The sequence below is a fragment of the Corynebacterium tuberculostearicum genome (genome assembly GCF_046097255.1).
GTDB classification, from domain to species: domain Bacteria; phylum Actinomycetota; class Actinomycetes; order Mycobacteriales; family Mycobacteriaceae; genus Corynebacterium; species Corynebacterium tuberculostearicum_J.
In genome coordinates this window covers 2,344,309-2,362,783 of record NZ_CP175770.1, presented here as the reverse complement: position 1 = coordinate 2,362,783, position 18,475 = coordinate 2,344,309, and the positions used below count along the sequence as shown (strand labels likewise).

At 56.6% G+C, this 18,475-nt stretch carries 14 protein-coding genes, 3 rRNA genes and 1 other RNA gene; 13 read left to right on the top strand and 5 right to left on the bottom strand.

Features of this window, described 5'->3' with window-relative positions:
• Positions 1 to 190 precede the first annotated feature (190 nt).
• Both hisN and ACKFRY_RS11245 read right to left on the bottom strand, forming a co-directional pair.
• Positions 191 to 973: a histidinol-phosphatase gene (gene hisN / locus ACKFRY_RS11250; protein ID WP_198492690.1), complete on the bottom strand. Its 783-nt coding sequence runs from the start codon at positions 971 to 973 to the stop codon at positions 191 to 193.
• The gene (locus tag ACKFRY_RS11245) at positions 966 to 1,802 is read right to left on the bottom strand and encodes an inositol monophosphatase family protein (protein WP_408922866.1); all 837 of its coding nucleotides are present in this window, start codon (positions 1,800 to 1,802) and stop codon (positions 966 to 968) included. The genes hisN and ACKFRY_RS11245 overlap by 8 nt, the downstream gene beginning before the upstream one ends.
• Before the next feature lie 60 nt (positions 1,803 to 1,862).
• On the opposite strand from ACKFRY_RS11245, the gene prfB reads away from it, so the two are divergent.
• The gene (prfB, locus tag ACKFRY_RS11240; RefSeq protein WP_239278781.1) at positions 1,863 to 2,966 is read left to right on the top strand and encodes a peptide chain release factor 2; all 1,104 of its coding nucleotides are present in this window, start codon (positions 1,863 to 1,865) and stop codon (positions 2,964 to 2,966) included.
• A gap of 83 nt (positions 2,967 to 3,049) precedes the next feature.
• On the opposite strand, the gene ACKFRY_RS11235 is transcribed toward prfB, so the two are convergent.
• Entirely contained in the window at positions 3,050 to 4,669 is a 1,620-nt protein-coding gene (locus ACKFRY_RS11235; protein ID WP_408922865.1) for an AbgT family transporter, read from the bottom strand.
• 108 nt (positions 4,670 to 4,777) lie between these two features.
• Between ACKFRY_RS11235 and ftsE the strand changes: the two genes are divergently transcribed.
• From ftsE to ACKFRY_RS11175, 12 genes are all read left to right on the top strand, one after another.
• Positions 4,778 to 5,467 carry a cell division ATP-binding protein FtsE gene (gene ftsE, locus ACKFRY_RS11230; protein WP_408922864.1) on the top strand — a complete coding sequence of 230 codons (690 nt, stop codon included), beginning with the start codon at positions 4,778 to 4,780 and terminating at the stop codon, positions 5,465 to 5,467.
• The gene (gene ftsX, locus ACKFRY_RS11225) at positions 5,464 to 6,366 is read left to right on the top strand and encodes a permease-like cell division protein FtsX (protein ID WP_408922863.1); all 903 of its coding nucleotides are present in this window, start codon (positions 5,464 to 5,466) and stop codon (positions 6,364 to 6,366) included. Before ftsE ends, ftsX begins: the two co-directional genes overlap by 4 nt.
• Before the next feature lie 44 nt (positions 6,367 to 6,410).
• Positions 6,411 to 6,914 (top strand): SsrA-binding protein SmpB, encoded by a 504-nt coding sequence (smpB, locus tag ACKFRY_RS11220; protein ID WP_005322310.1) that lies wholly within the window; start codon positions 6,411 to 6,413, stop codon positions 6,912 to 6,914.
• Positions 6,907 to 7,263: a DUF488 domain-containing protein gene (locus ACKFRY_RS11215; protein ID WP_150851431.1), complete on the top strand. Its 357-nt coding sequence runs from the start codon at positions 6,907 to 6,909 to the stop codon at positions 7,261 to 7,263. Before smpB ends, ACKFRY_RS11215 begins: the two co-directional genes overlap by 8 nt.
• 62 nt (positions 7,264 to 7,325) lie before the next feature.
• Positions 7,326 to 7,706: a transfer-messenger RNA gene (gene ssrA / locus ACKFRY_RS11210) on the top strand.
• 772 nt (positions 7,707 to 8,478) lie between these two features.
• Positions 8,479 to 9,996, top strand: a 16S ribosomal RNA gene (locus tag ACKFRY_RS11205).
• Positions 9,997 to 10,443: 447 nt separating this feature from the next.
• Positions 10,444 to 13,512: ribosomal RNA gene (locus ACKFRY_RS11200) — 23S ribosomal RNA — on the top strand.
• Positions 13,513 to 13,648: 136 nt separating this feature from the next.
• Positions 13,649 to 13,766 (top strand): 5S ribosomal RNA (gene rrf / locus ACKFRY_RS11195).
• The 16S, 23S and 5S rRNA genes sit together here, the layout of an rRNA operon.
• A gap of 94 nt (positions 13,767 to 13,860) precedes the next feature.
• A complete protein-coding gene (locus ACKFRY_RS11190; RefSeq protein WP_150851690.1) occupies positions 13,861 to 14,088 on the top strand; it encodes a tRNA 2-thiouridine-synthesizing protein in 228 nt (75 codons plus the stop codon).
• On the top strand, positions 14,088 to 15,221 hold the full coding sequence (locus ACKFRY_RS11185; protein WP_325162627.1) for a hypothetical protein: 1,134 nt from the start codon (positions 14,088 to 14,090) through the stop codon (positions 15,219 to 15,221). Before ACKFRY_RS11190 ends, ACKFRY_RS11185 begins: the two co-directional genes overlap by 1 nt.
• A 183-nt stretch (positions 15,222 to 15,404) precedes the next feature.
• Positions 15,405 to 16,061: a hypothetical protein gene (locus tag ACKFRY_RS11180; RefSeq protein ID WP_234447506.1), complete on the top strand. Its 657-nt coding sequence runs from the start codon at positions 15,405 to 15,407 to the stop codon at positions 16,059 to 16,061.
• A gap of 41 nt (positions 16,062 to 16,102) precedes the next feature.
• Positions 16,103 to 17,319 (top strand): IS3 family transposase gene (locus ACKFRY_RS11175; RefSeq protein ID WP_408922862.1). Its coding sequence is split into 2 segments (ribosomal slippage): positions 16,103 to 16,364 and positions 16,364 to 17,319, totalling 1,218 coding nucleotides; the frame shifts between segments, so codons are not numbered across the junction.
• Here the strand turns inward: ACKFRY_RS11175 and ACKFRY_RS11170 are convergent.
• Both ACKFRY_RS11170 and ACKFRY_RS11165 read right to left on the bottom strand, forming a co-directional pair.
• A complete protein-coding gene (locus ACKFRY_RS11170) occupies positions 17,316 to 17,609 on the bottom strand; it encodes a hypothetical protein (RefSeq protein WP_408922861.1) in 294 nt (97 codons plus the stop codon). The two genes, ACKFRY_RS11175 and ACKFRY_RS11170, sit on opposite strands and share 4 nt — an antisense overlap.
• Before the next feature lie 178 nt (positions 17,610 to 17,787).
• Positions 17,788 to 18,048, bottom strand: a complete 261-nt coding sequence (locus tag ACKFRY_RS11165; RefSeq protein WP_408922860.1) for a hypothetical protein — start codon at positions 18,046 to 18,048, stop codon at positions 17,788 to 17,790.
• Positions 18,049 to 18,475: the final 427 nt, after the last annotated feature.

Genomic DNA, 18,475 nt, shown 5'->3' with positions numbered 1-18,475 from the left:
CACAGCCAATCGGGTATAGCGTGAATTACTTGCGAGCCATATTCAGAAGCCAGTCAGAGAGCCGCGCGATAGTGCAGCCGTCCTTATTGACACGCATCCGCCGCTAACCCGGATGCGAAAAATCCGAGTGTATGCGTACAGATCGGCCGCAGGGTGGCAGGTGCGTGTTACTTCAGCTGCGCAGAAATTCCTAGCCCTGTAGTGCGGCTAGGGCGTGCTTGTGGAGCAGGCCGTTGGAGGCGACGCCGGATCCGCCGTGTGGGCCGGGGTTTCCGTCCAGATCCGTGAATGTGCCGCCGGCCTCGGTCACGATGAGGGAGGGCGCGGCGAGGTCCCACAAGGACACCTCGGGTTCGGCGGCGATATCTACCGCACCTTCGGCCACGAGGCAGTAGGACCAGAAATCGCCATAGCCGCGCAGGCGCCAGGTCTTGTCCGTGAGTGCGAGGAACTGATCGCGCAGGCCGCGTTCGGCCCATCCGGTTAGCGAGCTCATGGCCAGCGAAGAATCGGCGAGCTTTTCCACGTGGGATACGCCCAAGCGCTTCGGCTCGCCGCCGAAAACGCGGAAGGCACCAGCGCCCTTGGCGGCGTACCAACGGCGGCGCAGGGCGGGTGCGGAAACCACCGAGACTACTGGTTCGCCATCTTCCAAAAGGGAGATGAGCGTGGCCCATACGGGTACGCCACGCACGAAGTTCTTGGTGCCGTCGATGGGATCGATGACCCACTGACGGCCCTTATAGCAGGCCTCGCCGCCGTATTCCTCACCCAACACTTCGTCGCGCGGGCGGGAGCGCTTGAGGGATTCGCGGATTTGCTTCTCACAAGTGAGATCCGCATCCGATACGGGGGACATGTCTGGCTTTTCCTTGACGGAAAGGTCCGAGGCCTCGAAACGATGCATGGTCACTACATCGGCATGGCCGGCCAGCTCGAGCGCGAGGCCCAAGTCTTCTTTGAACTTACCCACGGAGCCAATCCTCCATCTGATCCACTACCTGTTTATTGCCGGCCAGGCACCATTCGACGCCGCCGGCTTCTACCTTGCGGGCAGCACCGCCGGCTGCCTCCACGAGGGCTTTGCCGGGGAACCAATCCCAATCCGCCACCGAATGCTGCATCCATGCGCCCCATGTGCCATCGGCCACGGAGGACAGGTCAACAGAACCGGCACCGAGCATACGGACTGTAGCAAAGTTTTCCGCCACGCGCTGCCATGCCCCGCGGATATCCTCATCCGCCAGCGAGGTTGGGTGCAGATACGTGGATAGTGAAATTTCGTCGGCCGGCTTCTCCTGCAGGCGAGCTACTTCCTTGCCGTCGAGGGAAGTGGGGTAGTCCCGGCCACCGAACCAGGTATACCCCATGGCGGGGCGGTGGACGGCGCCGAGGGTAATCCCCGTGGCGTCGGTAAGCGCGAGGGCAGAGCACCAATAATCGGAGCCGGAAGAGAAGTTGTAGGTGCCATCGACCGGGTCAATGACCCAGGTACGGCCGGACTGGGACTCGCGGGCCGCACCCTCTTCGCCGAGGATGCCGTCTTCCGGGCGCACTGCCTCGAGCACGCCCGCAACGAAGCGCTCGGCCGCCCTGTCTGCATCCGTAACCACGTCCGAGATAGAAGTCTTTTGCTCTACGTCGACGCCCATCTCGCGCAGGCGCCAGGCCAGGCGGCCGGCGTTATAGACAAGGGCCTGCGCTAGGTGCGCATCCCCGTCATCCGCGTGCGCGACAATGAAGGTCTTGATGACCGCGTCGATCATCTCCTGCAAGCTCGGCTTTTGATCCATGCCCACCATTGTCACCCTAAACGCGGCCGATGGCTAATTATGCCGGCCGGGTGGGTAGGATTGGGGCCTATGCGTCCCGAAGTAACAGCACGGCTCAAGCAATTGGAAACCACCCTGACCACCATCGAGAAGGTCATGGACCCGGAGGCTTTGGCTGCCCGAATTCGGGAACTAGAGGCCCAGGCCGGCGACCCGTCCTTGTGGGACGACCCCGCCCACGCGCAACAGGTCACCTCCGAGCTTTCCGCAGCGCAGGCCAAGGTTCGCAAGCTGGAATCGCTGCGCGGACGGCTGGAGGACATGCCCGTGATGTACGAACTCGCGGAAGAAGAAGGGGATACCTCGCTGGCGGACGATGAGCTCGATTCCCTGGAATCCGCCATTGAATCCCTTGAGGTCACCACCATGCTTTCTGGTGAGTATGACCCGCGCGAGGCGGTTATTAATATCCGCTCCGGTGCCGGCGGTGTGGACGCGGCCGACTGGGCCGAGATGCTCATGCGCATGTACACGCGGTGGGCGGAAAAGCACGGTCACAAGGTGGATGTCTATGACATCTCCTATGCGGAAGAAGCAGGCATCAAGTCTGCGACCTTTGTGGTCCACGGAGAATACATGTATGGCCAGCTCTCCGTGGAGCAGGGTGCGCACCGCCTAGTGCGCATCTCGCCCTTTGATAACCAGGGCCGGCGGCAGACCTCCTTCGCCGAGGTAGAAGTCCTGCCGGTGGTGGAGCAGACCGACCACATCGATATCCCGGATAATGACGTGCGCGTCGATGTCTATCGGTCTTCTGGTCCGGGCGGTCAGTCCGTCAATACCACCGACTCGGCGGTGCGCTTGACTCACATTCCCACCGGCATTGTAGTGACCTGCCAGAACGAAAAGTCGCAGATTCAAAATAAGGCCTCGGCCATGCGCGTGCTGCAGGCAAAGCTACTGGAGCGCAAGCGCCAAGAGGAACAAGCTGAGCTCGATGCGTTGGGCGCCGGTGGCAACGCCTCCTGGGGCAATCAGATGCGTTCCTACGTGCTGCACCCGTACCAGATGGTCAAAGACTTACGCACCAATTTTGAGGTGGGCGATCCCTCCAAGGTGCTCGATGGCGATATCGATGGCTTCCTTGAATCCGGTATCCGCTGGCGTATGCAGCAACAAGAAGATCAAGCTTAGGTCCATACTGATCGGGCTGAATTGAACGCGAAAAGGCCGAACTGAGGGGAGAATCTCCTCAGTTCGGCCTGATCTCTATGGACCTAACCCGCGTAGTCCATCGGCGCGCCTGGTCCCAGCGGAATGCCGATGAGATACCAGATGACGAAGAAGGCGAACCAACCCACGATCATGCAGAGAGAATAGGGCAGCGCCAGTGACATCAAGGTACCCACACCTGCTGGCTTGTAATAGCGCTGCAGGAAGGTCAGAGCCAAGGCGAAGTAGGGCGACATTGGGGTGATGATATTCGTCGGGGAGTCACCGATACGGAAGAGCATCTGGGAAACCTCAGGTGAGACGCCCACATACATCATCATCGGTACGATGACCGGGGCCATCAGCGCCCACTGGGCGGAACCGGAGGTGATGAAGAGGTTAAGCAGTGCGACCATGGCCACCAGTGCCGCAAACATGACTAGCGGTGGCAAGGACCAGTGTTGGAGCAGTTCGGAACCCTTGATGGCGGTCCATACGCCCAAGTTCGACCATTCGAACCAGGCGAGGAACTGTGCCACCGCGAAGAAGAGGACCAGCATGGGGACAAGGGTCTCGATGCCCTTGGCCATAAACTCCGGTACATCAGCAAAAGACTTCACGGTGCCTGCCGCTAGGCCGTAGACGATGCCGCACACCAAGAAAGCCAGGGCAATCGGCACCGCGATGGCACTAATGAGTGGCGACTCCATAAAGCTATCCTCCTGGCTCGCCAGCGGGGAGCCAGGGATAAATAGGAGTGCAAAGAAGGCGGCAAGGAAGAGCGCGAGCGCGATGCCGGAAGCAACCAAACCGCGCTGCTCGTTGGGCTTGATGCGCATTGCCTCTTCATCATCAGTGAAGTCGTACTCCTCATCCTCCTCTGCATTCGCGCCGGCCCCACCGGCGGCCTTGGAAAAGGACACCTCTTCGTAATTGATGTGGTCGTGGTCCACCAGCTCGCGGGCCTTTTTGACCATGAGGAATTCCGTGACCGCGGTAATGATGAGCGAGAGCACGATGGCGGATGGGATGACAAAGAAGATATTGGCCAGCGGGCTGACTTCATATTCTGGGTCCACAAACTGTGCGGCCGGGGTAGAAATGCCCGCCAGCAGGAGATCGGTGATATTGAGAATCAGCGAGGCATTAAAGCCAGCAGACGATGCCGCAAAGGCCACCATCGCGCCCACGATGGGGGAGCGGCCCACGGCGTGGAAGGCCATTGCGCCCAGCGGGATCAGGATGACGTAGATGGCGTCAGAGGCCACGGAGCCGGTCACGCCGGCCAAGGCGACAACGAAGGTCAGCATCTTGGCGCTGACCTTGGTCACCATCGCGCGCACCAACGCGGAAAGCAGTCCAGACTGCTCCGCCACGGCCACGCCGAGCATTACGGCAAGGATGACGCCGAGCGGCGGGAAGCTGGTGAAGTTCTCCACTGCATCAGTAACCATGCGCGAGATATTCTCGGTGGTCAGCAGGGATTCGACTTCGATGGTATCGCCGGTCTTGGGGTCCTCGGCGGTCATGCCGACGAGGTGTCCTAGCCAAGAAGTCACAGCGACGATGGCTGCGAGGATGACGAAGAGCCAGAATGGATCCGGCAGCTTATTGCCAATCTTTTCTACAGTGCCCAGGAAGCCGCTTGCAGAACGTGGTTTTTCTTTAGTTTCGGTTTCGGCCATTGTATCGGCACTTTCTGTCGATCGCTCGGAACAAATTAGTGTCTTAGACCACATTACTTAAATACAGTTCACAGCGTGGTGTCAACTTTAGTTGCTACAGTGATTCGCGTGATTAGATTCGACAACGTGACTAAGGCCTACTCCGCCGCGTCTCGCCCAGCGCTCGACGGGGTGTCCTTCGAGATTGCGGATGGTGAATTCGCCTTCCTCATTGGTCCGTCCGGCTCCGGTAAGTCCACCTTCTTGGAGCTTATGGTGCGCTATAGCAACGTGACCAAGGGCGATATTTATTTCGATGATTTCCACGTCAACGAGCTTTCGGGCAAGCAGATTAACGCGCTGCGCCAGTCCATTGGTTATGTATTCCAGGACTTTCGCCTGCTTCCCAAGCTGACGGTATATCAAAATGTGGCCTTTGCGCTGGAGGTTATTGGCAAGAGCAAGTACCGGATCTCTACCTCGGTCCCGCAGGTTTTGGACCTGGTGGGCCTCGAGGATCGCCGCGATGCGTATCCGCACGAGCTTTCCGGTGGCGAGCAGCAGCGCGTGGCTATTGCGCGCGCGGTGGTCAATCGGCCGAAGCTCCTGCTTGCCGACGAACCCACGGGCAACCTCAATCCCTCCACCGCCGACGAGATCATGGACCTGCTGCTGGGCATCAACCGTCGTGGCACCACCGTGGTCATGTCCACCCACAATGCCCGCGCCGTCAATAGGGCACGCAAGCGTGTGCTGGAACTGCGCAATGGAGTCCTCGTGCGCGACGAGCACGAGGCGATGTACGAGGGGGAAGCATGAAGCTAGGTTTTATTTTCCGCGAGGCCACCAAGGGTCTTGGCCGCAACCTGACCATGACCATCGCCATGATCATCACCACCGCCATTGCCGTAGGCCTCGTTGTCGCCGGCATCATGGTGACCAACCTGACCAAGGACACCAAGGAGATCTATCTCGACCGTGTCGAGGTCATGGTCCAGCTCAATGAGGACATTTCCGCCGGCGACCCGGACTGTACGAGTCCGGCCTGCGCGGATATCAAGGATCAGTTGGAGGCGGATGATTCCGTCGAGTCCGTGGAATACCGCAACCGTGCAGAATCCTATGAGCGGTTCAAGGAGCTTTTCCAAGACACCGACCCCGTCATGGTGGAACAAACCTCGCCCGACGCACTGCCGGCAGCGTTCCACGTGCGCCTGAAGGATCCAGAAGACGCTTCTGCGATCGATGCGATTAGGGATAATCCGGCGGTAGAGGATGTCGTCGACCAGCAGCAGGAAGTGCGCGATGCCGCAAGCAACCTGGACTCCATCCGCAATGCCACCTTTGTGCTGGCCGTCGTGATGTCCGTGGCTGCCATCTTCTTGGTGGCCAACATGGTGCAGATCGCCGCGTTCCACCGCACCCGCGAAACGGAAATCATGCGCATGGTGGGCGCGAGCCGATGGATGACGCAGGCGCCGTTCGTGGTGGAAGCAGTGCTGGCCTCGCTCATCGGCGTGGTGTTGGGTGGTGCCGGTATCTTCCTAGGAAAATCCCAAGTGGTGGACCCATCCCTGCAAGGCCTGTATGAATCCCAGCTGCTCGCCCCCATGAAGTCCGGCGACCTCTGGATTGCCCTGCCTCTCGTGGCCTTGCTGGCGCTGGTGGTTACCGCCGTCACGGCGCATATCACCCTGCGGTCCTATGTGCGCAAATAGCCCGTTTGCCGGGCCGGCTAAAAGGGCACTACACTGCCATAATTATGGCTAAGAAGGGCAAGAAGAATAAGAAGGCGGCGTCCGGCGAGGCAACACTCGCTACTAACCGCCGGGCCCGGCATGACTACAAGATCCTCGAGGAATACGAGTGCGGCATCGTCCTGCTCGGCACCGAGATCAAATCCCTGCGGGAGGGAAAAATCTCGCTCAATGATGCCTTCGCCACCATCGATGATGGCGAGGTATACCTGCGCAACCTGCACATCCCGGAATACTCCATGGGCTCGTGGACGAACCACAGCCCGCGGCGCACCCGCAAGCTTTTGCTGCACCGCCGCGAGATCGACAAGCTTTACGGGCAGGTGCGCAACGGCAATAAGACCTTGGTCCCGCTCAAGGTCTACCTCAAGAATGGCTACGCGAAGCTTTCGCTCGCGCTGGCCCAAGGTAAGCAGGACTATGACAAGCGAGAGGATATTAAGCGCCGCGACCAAGACCGTGAAATCTCCCGCGAGCTCGGCCGCCGCGTAAAGGGGATCAATGTTTAAGACGGCGAAGGTTCACGACGTAGTCAAGGGCGAGGACACTATCGAAGGCACTGGGGTGCTGGTGGATCGGATGTGGCCCCGGGGCGTCGCCAAGAGCGACCTAGCCTACGACGAGTGGTTCAAGGACGTCGCGCCGAGCCCCGAGCTGCGCAAGTGGTGGAACCACGACGAGGATCGCTTCGACGAGTTTGCCCGCCGCTACAAGGCCGAGCTCGATAACAATGACTCCGACGAGCTCGCCCAGCTGCGTGCGCTTGCCGACGCCACCCTCCTCTTCGCCGCCGCCAACCGCACGGTCAACCATGCGGTGGTCCTCAAGGAGTGGTTAGAGGAGCACTTGAGGAAATAAAAGCGGGTGGGGTAGTGTTGAACGAACCGTAGGGAAGATGCACTATCCCGTCCCTACAGCATGGGGTTGATTTGGTTTCGACTTCGTGCACTGCGCCAGGGGAAGCGTGCCGGTGCAGGCTAACGACCACCGTATAAGCGTCGTAGCAACCAATAAACGCAGAGAAGAACTCTCAGCGTGACTACGCCCTCGCTGCCTAATTACAGCGACGCGTGTCTGTCAGCCTAGGTTTCGTTCCTGACCTAGAACCTGGCATCGACTAAGGAACTAGCCGGCTGGCCGGGTCATCAGGACCAGTCGGGACTCTTACTGGTGACTGGGCCCATCATCCGGACGTGTTCGCCCGATCCGGAGGGCCGAGCAGAGATTCTGTGCGGACTGCGCACGGAGAAGCCCTGGCAAGGTGACGAAGGACCCGGGTTCAATTCCCGGCAGCTCCACCGGTAGGCCCCCGAGAAATCGGGGGCCTTTTCCATGCAATGGCTTTTAGATCTGCGAACCCTCTCCTGCGGCACTGAGAGGAGGCAGTCTCGCAGTGGAGTTGGGGGCTTTCTATATAGCTTAAGTTGCCCACCGAATCCTGCCTTCGGGCGCGGAGTTGCTCTGGCATGTGGTGCGGGAAATCCGGACTGTGCTGGGGATTTGTCATTGTTGGTGGGGTTGGACTACATTAATCCAAGTCGCCGCGAGGTAGCCGGTTGGTTACTTTTGAGCGAATTTCGTACGGACTTTGTTCAAGGATTTGACAGTGTTCATTGAGTTGAGTAAGTTTGTACGAGCCGCCAACGAGAGGTTAACGGTAGGTTAATTTTCTTGTGGTGTGCGGATGATGTTTGAGAACTCAATAGTGTGCCAATGTACTTTTTATTTTTAGTGTGCATGGTTGTGTGTTGATTGGTTTGTCTGCCAGCAGGCTTAGTGGTTTGTTGGTTGGTGTGTGCCGGTTGGGTATGTGGAACACGTACTCTTTTGAATGCTGTTTGGTGTTTCGGCTGCATTGAGATGGATTGGTTGGCATGTGATTGTGTTCAACTTTTTGGTTTCCTCTTTTTGACCCCGTCGGGTTGAGGGAACTGTTTATTTTTTCTTTGTAGTAATTTTTTGGACGCCAGCATGGATTGCGAAGTGTTTGTGCTTTGTGGTTTGTGGTGGTTTGTTCTTTTGTTGGGTTTCGGGCTTTTCACGGCCTGTTTCGGATTTTTGTTCTGAAATTTTTTTGTGGAGAGTTTGATCCTGGCTCAGGACGAACGCTGGCGGCGTGCTTAACACATGCAAGTCGAACGGAAAGGCCCTGCTTGCAGGGTACTCGAGTGGCGAACGGGTGAGTAACACGTGGGTGATCTGCCCTGCACTTCGGGATAAGCCTGGGAAACTGGGTCTAATACCGGATAGGAGCCATTTTTAGTGTGATGGTTGGAAAGTTTTTTCGGTGTAGGATGAGCTCGCGGCCTATCAGCTTGTTGGTGGGGTAATGGCCTACCAAGGCGGCGACGGGTAGCCGGCCTGAGAGGGTGGACGGCCACATTGGGACTGAGATACGGCCCAGACTCCTACGGGAGGCAGCAGTGGGGAATATTGCACAATGGGCGCAAGCCTGATGCAGCGACGCCGCGTGGGGGATGACGGCCTTCGGGTTGTAAACTCCTTTCGCTAGGGACGAAGCTTTTTGTGACGGTACCTAGATAAGAAGCACCGGCTAACTACGTGCCAGCAGCCGCGGTAATACGTAGGGTGCGAGCGTTGTCCGGAATTACTGGGCGTAAAGGGCTCGTAGGTGGTTTGTCGCGTCGTCTGTGAAATTCCGGGGCTTAACTCCGGGCGTGCAGGCGATACGGGCATAACTTGAGTACTGTAGGGGTAACTGGAATTCCTGGTGTAGCGGTGAAATGCGCAGATATCAGGAGGAACACCGATGGCGAAGGCAGGTTACTGGGCAGTTACTGACGCTGAGGAGCGAAAGCATGGGTAGCGAACAGGATTAGATACCCTGGTAGTCCATGCCGTAAACGGTGGGCGCTAGGTGTGAGGGTCTTTTCACGACTTTCGTGCCGTAGCTAACGCATTAAGCGCCCCGCCTGGGGAGTACGGCCGCAAGGCTAAAACTCAAAGGAATTGACGGGGGCCCGCACAAGCGGCGGAGCATGTGGATTAATTCGATGCAACGCGAAGAACCTTACCTGGGCTTGACATACACTGGATCGGGCTAGAGATAGTCTTTCCCTTTGTGGCTGGTGTACAGGTGGTGCATGGTTGTCGTCAGCTCGTGTCGTGAGATGTTGGGTTAAGTCCCGCAACGAGCGCAACCCTTGTCTTATGTTGCCAGCATTTGGTTGGGGACTCATGAGAGACTGCCGGGGTCAACTCGGAGGAAGGTGGGGATGACGTCAAATCATCATGCCCCTTATGTCCAGGGCTTCACACATGCTACAATGGTCGGTACAACGCGCAGCGACACTGTGAGGTGGAGCGAATCGCTGAAAGCCGGCCTTAGTTCGGATTGGGGTCTGCAACTCGACCCCATGAAGTCGGAGTCGCTAGTAATCGCAGATCAGCAATGCTGCGGTGAATACGTTCCCGGGCCTTGTACACACCGCCCGTCACGTCATGAAAGTTGGTAACACCCGAAGCCGGTGGCCCAAACTTGTTAGGGAGCCGTCGAAGGTGGGATCGGCGATTGGGACGAAGTCGTAACAAGGTACCCGTACCGGAAGGTGCGGGTGGATCACCTCCTTTCTAAGGAGCTTTTATTTTTCGGGTGCAGTTGCACCCTGTGGTTGGTTGAGTATGCGAGTGTCATGCTGCCAACTTTTATTATTGAAAATTGTCCGGGTGAAACACACGCTCAAGAGACGAACTAAGTGTTTGAATGGCGCTTTGTGACACACGTTGTCCGTGCACAGTGAAAAGTAATTGTTGTTTGTATGTTGGTGCATTGTTGGGTGTCTGGGGCATTATCCCCTTTTTTGTGCCTGACCATAAGGCTTGTTGACATTTTTTGTGTTGGCAGGGTGTGGTTGGGGTGTTGTGTGAGAACTGTATAGTGGACGCGAGCATTAAACACACTAGATAGGCTGCTTTTGTGGTTTGTTTGTGTGTGTTTGTGTGATTTCTTTTTTCTTTAATCAATTTTTGTCAAGTTCACTTGTGTGGCCACCCGCATGTTTGTGTGTGGTGGTTTGTGTGTTCGTTATTAAGGGCGCATGGTGGATGCCTTGGCATGCTGAGCCGATGAAGGACGTGAAAGGCTGCGTTAAGCCTCGGGGAGTTGTCAATTGAGCGTTGATCCGAGGATGTCCGAATGGGGAAACCTGGCCCTGGTTATGTGGGGTTACCCTTCAGTGAATTCATAGCTGTTGTGGGGGTTTACGCGGGGAAGTGAAACATCTCAGTACCCGTAGGAGGAGAAAATAATAATGATTCTGCTAGTAGTGGCGAACGAACGTGGATGAGGCTAAACCGTGTGCATGTGATACCTGGTAGGGGTTGTGTGTGCGGTGTTGTGGGCCCCAATGTGGACTAGCTACTGATGGTCCGCTCGTGTGTTGTTGTTAGGTGAAGTGGTTTGGAATGGCCTGCCGGAGAAGGTGAGAGTCCTGTAGTTGAAGACAATGGCATGTGGGTTGTTGGGTTGCCCGAGTAGCAGCGGGCTCGTGGAATCTGCTGTGAATCTGCCGGGACCACCCGGTAAGCCTAAATACTCAGTGTGACCGATAGTGTATGAGTACCGTGAGGGAATGGTGAAAAGTACCCCGGGAGGGGAGTGAAATAGTTCCTGAAACCATGTGCTTACAATCCGTCAGAGCACCGTTTGTGTGTGATGGCGTGCCTTTTGAAGAATGAGCCTGCGAGTCAGCGGCATGTCGCGAGGTTAACCCGTGTGGGGTAGCCGTAGGGAAACCGAATCCTAATGGGGTGTATAGTGGCATGTCCTGGACCCGAAGCGGGGTGATCTACCCATGGCCAGTGTGAAGCAGCTGTAAGAGGTTGTGGAGGCGCGAACCCACGTAGGTTGAAAACTGCGGGGATGAGCTGTGGGTAGGGGTGAAAGGCCAATCAAACTCCGTGATAGCTGGTTCTCCCCGAAATGCATTTAGGTGCAGCGTCGTATTATAGCTTGGTGGAGGTAGAGCGACTGGTTGGTTGAGCGGGACTACAATCTTAGCAATGTCAGCCAAACTCCGAATGCCACTAATTGTGTTGTACGGCAGTGAGACTGTGGGGGATAAGCTTCATAGTCGAGAGGGAAACAGCCCAGATCGCCGGTTAAGGCCCCTAAGGGTGTACTAAGTGGAAAAGGATGTGGGATCGCGAAGACAGCCAGGAGGTTGGCTTAGAAGCAGCCATCCTTGAAAGAGTGCGTAATAGCTCACTGGTCGAGTGGTTCTGCGCCGACAATGTAGTGGGGCTCAAGTACACCGCCGAAGCCGCGGCAAACAATTTTTGTTTGGGTAGGGGAGCGTCGTGCATGGGTTGAAGCGTTACCGTAAGGAGGCGTGGACTGTGTGCGAGTGAGAATGCAGGCATGAGTAACGAATTGATAGGTGAGAATCCTATCCGCCGGATGACTAAGGGTTCCTGGGTCAAGTTCGTCTTCCCAGGGTGAGTCGGGACCTAAGGCGAGGCCGACAGGCGTAGTCGATGGATAACCAGTTGATATTCTGGTACCCGTACATGCGCGCCCATGATAAAGCACTGATACTAACCACCGCGGATGCACTACTAAGACTCTTTGAGTGTTGGTGGTGTTGATGTCGTGGGGCCTGATGTGTGGTTCAAGTGATGGGGTGACGCAGTGAGGTAGCCACGCCACTTATTGGATTGGTGGTGTAAGCGTGTAGATCGTGTGGTAGGTAAATCCGCCGCACATTGTGGTTGAGACGTGATGCGTAGACCCATTGGGGTTGATGGTGGTGATCCTGTACTGTCGAGAAAAGCCTCTAGCGATGTGTGTGTATGGCCCGTACCCTAAACCGACACAGGTAGTCAGGTTGAAAATACTAAGGCGTTCGGGTGAACTGTGGTTAAGGAATTCGGCAAAATGCCCCCGTAACTTCGGGAGAAGGGGGGCCTTACGACGTGAAGGTCTTTACGGCTGGAAGCGTTGTGGGGTCGCAGAGAATAGAGGGAAGCGACTGTTTATCAAAAACACAGGTCCATGCGAAGACGTTAAGTTGATGTATATGGACTGACGCCTGCCCGGTGCTGGAAGGTTAAGAGGACCGGTTAGTAGTCTTTGACTGCGAAGCTGAGAATTTAAGCCCCAGTAAACGGCGGTGGTAACTATAACCATCCTAAGGTAGCGAAATTCCTTGTCGGGTAAGTTCCGACCTGCACGAATGGCGTAACGACTTCTCTGCTGTCTCAACCACAGGCCCGGTGAAATTGCACTACGAGTAAAGATGCTCGTTACGCGCGGCAGGACGAAAAGACCCCGGGACCTTCACTATAGCTTGGTATTGGTGTTTGGTTCGGTTTGTGTAGGATAGGTGGGAGACTTGGAAGCTATCACGCTAGTGGTGGTGGAGTCGTTGTTGAAATACCACTCTGATCGGATTGAGCATCTAACCTTGGCCCATGATCTGGGTTGGGGACAGTGCCTGGTGGGTAGTTTAACTGGGGCGGTTGCCTCCCAAAATGTAACGGAGGCGCCCAAAGGTTCCCTCAGCCTGGTTGGCAATCAGGTGGTGAGTGTAAGTGCACAAGGGAGCTTGACTGTGAGACAGACATGTCGAGCAGGGACGAAAGTCGGGACTAGTGATCCGGCACCTACTTGTGGATGTGGTGTCGCTCAACGGATAAAAGGTACCCCGGGGATAACAGGCTGATCTTCCCCAAGAGTCCATATCGACGGGATGGTTTGGCACCTCGATGTCGGCTCGTCGCATCCTGGGGCTGGAGTAGGTCCCAAGGGTTGGGCTGTTCGCCCATTAAAGCGGCACGCGAGCTGGGTTCAGAACGTCGTGAGACAGTTCGGTCTCTATCCGCCGCGCGCGTTGAAACTTGAAGAAAGCTGTCCCTAGTACGAGAGGACCGGGACGGACGTACCTCTAGTGTGCCAGTTATCCCGCCAGGGGTATCGCTGGTTGGCTACGTACGGAAGGGATAACCGCTGAAAGCATCTAAGCGGGAAGCCTGTTTTAAGATGAGGTTTCGTTAAGGTCCCCTAAAGACGATAGGGTAGATAGGCCAGACCTGGAAGCACTGTAAGGTGTGAAGGCTACTGGTACTAATTGACCACAACAAACACCAACACACATTCGTGTACTGGCAAAACAACAAGAGAAGAAGAAACAGTCACTGTCGTGACCGCGTCCACTATGCAGTATCTGACACAACACCCAGAGCAAAAGGGCACCCAAAAAGGGTATTTTTGCTTCGTATGTTTGTCGGTGGTCAATAGCTGCAGGGAAACGCCCGGTCCCATTCCGAACCCGGAAGCTAAGCCTGCACACGCTGATGGTACTGCAACCGGGAGGTTGTGGGAGAGTAAGTCACCGCCGACACCAAACAACAAAAACATAACTAAATACACCAACACTAAGAAGGGGACGGTTAGACACCGTCTCCTTCTTTTTGTGTTTTGCTATTCTCCTCACCATGGACCAAAAGCAAATTTCTTATGTGGCGGACCAGGTCGAGCAAGGAATTCTTGGCCTCGAAGGCGTCGATAAGCTGCTGGCTTACTTGGACAGCCTGCATCCGGATGATTTGGCCGGCGTGGATTTCCTGGTTGACCGCATGTTTGAGGAGGAGCGTAACCAAATATGGGAGCTCACGGAAACGCTAAAGGAGTTTCTCGCGGATCTAAAGGAATGCCAGAAGTAGTGCAGACGCTTGACGAAGCAACCAACAGCCTTGTAAACCCCTCAGGTTTGAATCTGACTGACCCCGACGATTCACGGGCGTATGCCGACCAGGTGTGGCAGGCGGGTGTGCTTTTGAATGTGGCAATTGATGAGCCTCAACACCTGACCAGCGAAGGCGTCAAGTCAATAGAGCCTTGCGACGTCTTTCCGGTCGCGCAACGGGCGCTAGAAGAGGTTCTGCTACAGTTGCCGCTGGTTAATGATCCGGTTGGGTCCGTGGTCTGGTGCGCGGGGCGCTTGGCCCAGGAACTACCTCCGGCCGCCCAATTGGCCCAGGTTGACGGGCTGCGCTTAGCCGAGTGGCTCTTGGGCGTTCTTGAGTCGCCGTATGCGGAGCAGGTTGATATCGACCCCGTACAGTACGCGGAGGCTTTAGGACCTGAAGGCCTCAAAGAGCTGCGCGAGCGTGCGCAGGGTGAGTATGTCGGTCGTCGGTTAGCGGTGCTTTCCGGTTCTGTCGAGGAGGTATTTCGTACCCACACGGACGGATACGAGCAGCTCATTAGCGGGCTTTCGGAGATCGGCCGGTTCGACCTTGCTTACGCGTACTCGGAAGACGCGATGCGAATCCTCCCCGCTGAGGAAACGTTCAACATTGCTGGTGGTTGGGCCGCGATTACCGACGTCCACTTTCCTCACCGCAGCCCTTACGTCAATGAGCGAGTATTCGACGCGTTTCCATGGCTTTCGACAGCGGAAGGTCTTTTTGCGGCGGTGGGGGATAGCGCAGTGGAGCACATCGAGGCTCGGCTGCGCGATAAGCCCTGGGATCTTGCAATGTTTCAGTATCAGTGCTTACGCGATCCGCAACGAGCATGGGCGACAGCCTCGGACGCCGGGCTCCAACGCAATGTGGCAGAACTACTTCTTCCGCACCTGCCGGACCAGACCGTTCCCGTTCTCATGCAACTCATTGAGGACAAGCTGGAAACACAAGATGTCTATGGTCGCGACCAAGCGTATGAGTTGCTCGGGAAAGTTCAGAAAGCAGCTGAGCCGGCTTTATTTGAGGACTTTTTAGATCGCCTACAGCGGAAGTTTGCTGACTGCCCTGAAATTCGCAACCAGCTTGCCGACGCCGCCCAACCCTAAACCTTTGCTTTTACCCCCGCTGCCGGTTGTGGTGTGACTCTGGGGATCCCTGCAGATTTAGGGCACCCTTTTCGAACACAAACACCCCCACAGGGGTCACATGTCCACCAGTCGGGATACTATGAAGGCACTCGTTAGAAAACATATACGAACTCTGTTCTTCTCTTCTGGAGTGTCCTGCTTATGACTGCCACACTTGCCCCGCCCGAACCAGATACCACCCTCGACTACCCAGACACCCTCCTCATAGGTGACCACCCCGACACCGAGGCCCTAGACGATGGTGATGTGCCGGAAGCGTTCTACACCACCAACGCACCCGGCAACCACATCGGCAAAGCCGGCACCTACACACGCAAAACCTCCTGGTTCCTCTACCGCGCCATCCTCCCCCAACTAGACGACGACGTCGACCTGAGCCTCACCAGCCTCGCCAAAGACCTCGGCATCTCCTACCACAAGCTCCTAGGCTTCCTGCGCGCTCACTTCCGCATGCGCCAACTACCCCTCGTTACGCAAGTCCAAGGCCAGCACTGGATACTCGACCTGACCAAACTGCGCATCATCGACCGCGAACTCACCCGCCTAGACAACAATCCAGATCACCTCGAAGCCATCGACGCCGCACTCGCAGACTTCCTCACCCCCACCACACCCAACCAAACCGTCCCCACCGACGCCGACCTTCGCCGCTTCATCCGCACCTTCATCGACACCCACCTGCGCCCCGAAGACAAAGAACAACAACCCGAACCACGACTGCGCATCAACTACAACCCCGATAACACCACCACACTAACGCTAACCTGCGATAGCGCCACTGAGGTTACCCTCGTTTAGTGGACACCCTATTTGTACGGATCTTGTGTCCGTAGGAGAGGATGTTCATTGTGAGTCAACAGCGCAAGAAGTACACGCCGGAGTACCGGCGTGAAGCCGCGAACTTGGTAATCGAGTCAGAGCGCCCGATCGCTCATGTGGCTAAGGAGATTGGCGTCTCCGCCGGGCTTTTAGGCCGGTGGGTCAAACTCGAGCGTGAACGCCGAGGGGCCTCGGATGGGATGAGTGAGGCGGATCTTCGTGCTGAGAATGCTCGTCTGCGCCGTGAGTTGGCGGAAGCCAAGATGGATAATGAGTTTTTGTCAAAAGCGACAGCCTTCTTCGCCGCGAAGCAACGCGAGCAGAAAAGTTCGAATTGATGCAGCAGGAGAAGGCAAACTACAGCATCAAACGCATGGCACGGCTATTAAAAGTGTCTCGGTCTGGATACTACAAATGGGCTGATACGCAGCAGAAACGACTATCCGGAAAAGATAATCGTGCAACATTTTACGATGACGTTGACCGAAAGATTCATCAGATTTGGAAAGACTCCGATGAGGTTTATGGTGCTCCCCGGATCACCGCAGAACTTACCGAGCGTTACCGGATCACCCTGAATCGCAAGACTGTGGCTAAGCGGATGCGCATGATGGGCATTGAAGGGATTTCACCGCGTGCCTTTGTCCCGGTGACAACGATTCAATCCAAGCGTAAGTCAGCTCTTCCTGACCTGGTCAAGCGCGTGTTTGATACTGGTGAGCTCAACCGAGTGTGGATGTCGGATATTACCTACCTACGCACCAGCGAGGGATGGTTGTACTTGTGTGCGGTCCGCGACGGCCATTCCCGCAGGGTGCTGGGCTGGGCGATGGATAGCGTTCAAGATACATGCCTGGTCGAACGGGCCCTGCGGATGGCATATACACTGCGCGGTGACGTTCCTGATGGGCTGGTGTTCCACGCTGACCGCGGAACGCAATTTACCAGCGAGAAGCTCTGGGAAGTCTGCCATAACCTGGGCATTGCTCAGTCTGTGGGGCGTACTGGTGTGTGCTTTGATAACGCGATGGCTGAGTCGTTCTGGTCGACGCTTAAAACCGAGTTCTACGACCGCAAGCGCTGGCCTACCCGTGATGCCGCGCGCAAGGCCGTTGCCTACTGGATGGAAGTCGTTTACAACCGTCGGCGCCGGCACTCTGCACTAGGAATGGTCAGTCCCGTCGACTTCGAAAACCACATTGGTCTAACCACCAGTAGAAAAGAAATAGCTGCCTAAGCACTAGGTAGCCCCACTACGTGTCCACGATTTGCGGGCAACCCCAAGTGCTCTAGGTGGGTGGCGCGGCAGTTTTGCAGTTCGTTCCAGATTTCGGCGGCCTGGTGGTCGTTGATGGTGATCTCGCCGAGGTAGGCGCGTGCTTCGTGGCGGATGTGCTTTGTGGGCGCGGTGGTGTCGATGTAGGCGTAGTCGACGACGAAGCCGTGGTTCTTTTTGCTCCACCATTCGAAGGCGTCCATGTGGAGCTGTTGCTGTGGGGTGTAGAAGGTGGTGGTTTGGGTTGCCATGTCTGGCGTTCCTTTCGGTTGGTGTCGAGTGGTGCCGCGTGTGTGGTGGAAGATGTCTCTTCCGTGCGGCGCACCTTTAGTTTAACATATGTCCAGACATATGTTAGGACATATGCTTTAGCGTATGTTAAAGCATATGTCAGGAGGGGCGGTGCGATTTATAGTCTATAAGCTGCGCCTATGCGAATGCTTGGCGAAGTTGATCTGTGGCCGCGAGAGCCCAGAAAGTCACCGTTGCTAGGGCGATAATGGCGGCAATAGCGGGGAAAGAAAAGCCTGCCACCATAAACCACGGGGTGGGGAATACCCATAGTGCAATGATGACCCCCAGGCCGATAAGCGCGGTCGGTTTGCGCTCGCCAGGCTCGCTAAAGGCGAGGACGATCAGGGCCAGAAAAGCGGCGACGACAAACAGGGCGAGGGCGTATTGCAAGACCATGGCAGGTTCCTTTCGGCTGAAATTTCGAGGACGGTTCTGATTGTATCGGTGGGGTGTGCACACCCCAGGCGGGCTAGATTGGGCCTGACCCCCGGAAAGTAGACACGTCGGGGGTTAGGCCCCACTTGCCGACCAGTGGAATATGGGCAAGCCGCAGACCCTTCGCGACTTGTTCGAGTCGGCGCTCGTCACAACAAGCCTCGTTTCGGCACATATCGAAACGTTTACCGACTTGGGCGACCGGTGCGAAGAAGAGCTCGAACGCCACGACAAGGGCTGACGAAGGCAGAAAGACACCAGGCACGCAGGACGTTCAACGTCCCTCGCCGCGCCCCCGACCTCCGCAACGCACCCCGCCTCGACCCGCACCCCGCTTCCGTGTCGGTGGGCGCTCCGGCAAACGTGTCGGACTCCGAAGCGTGAGGAC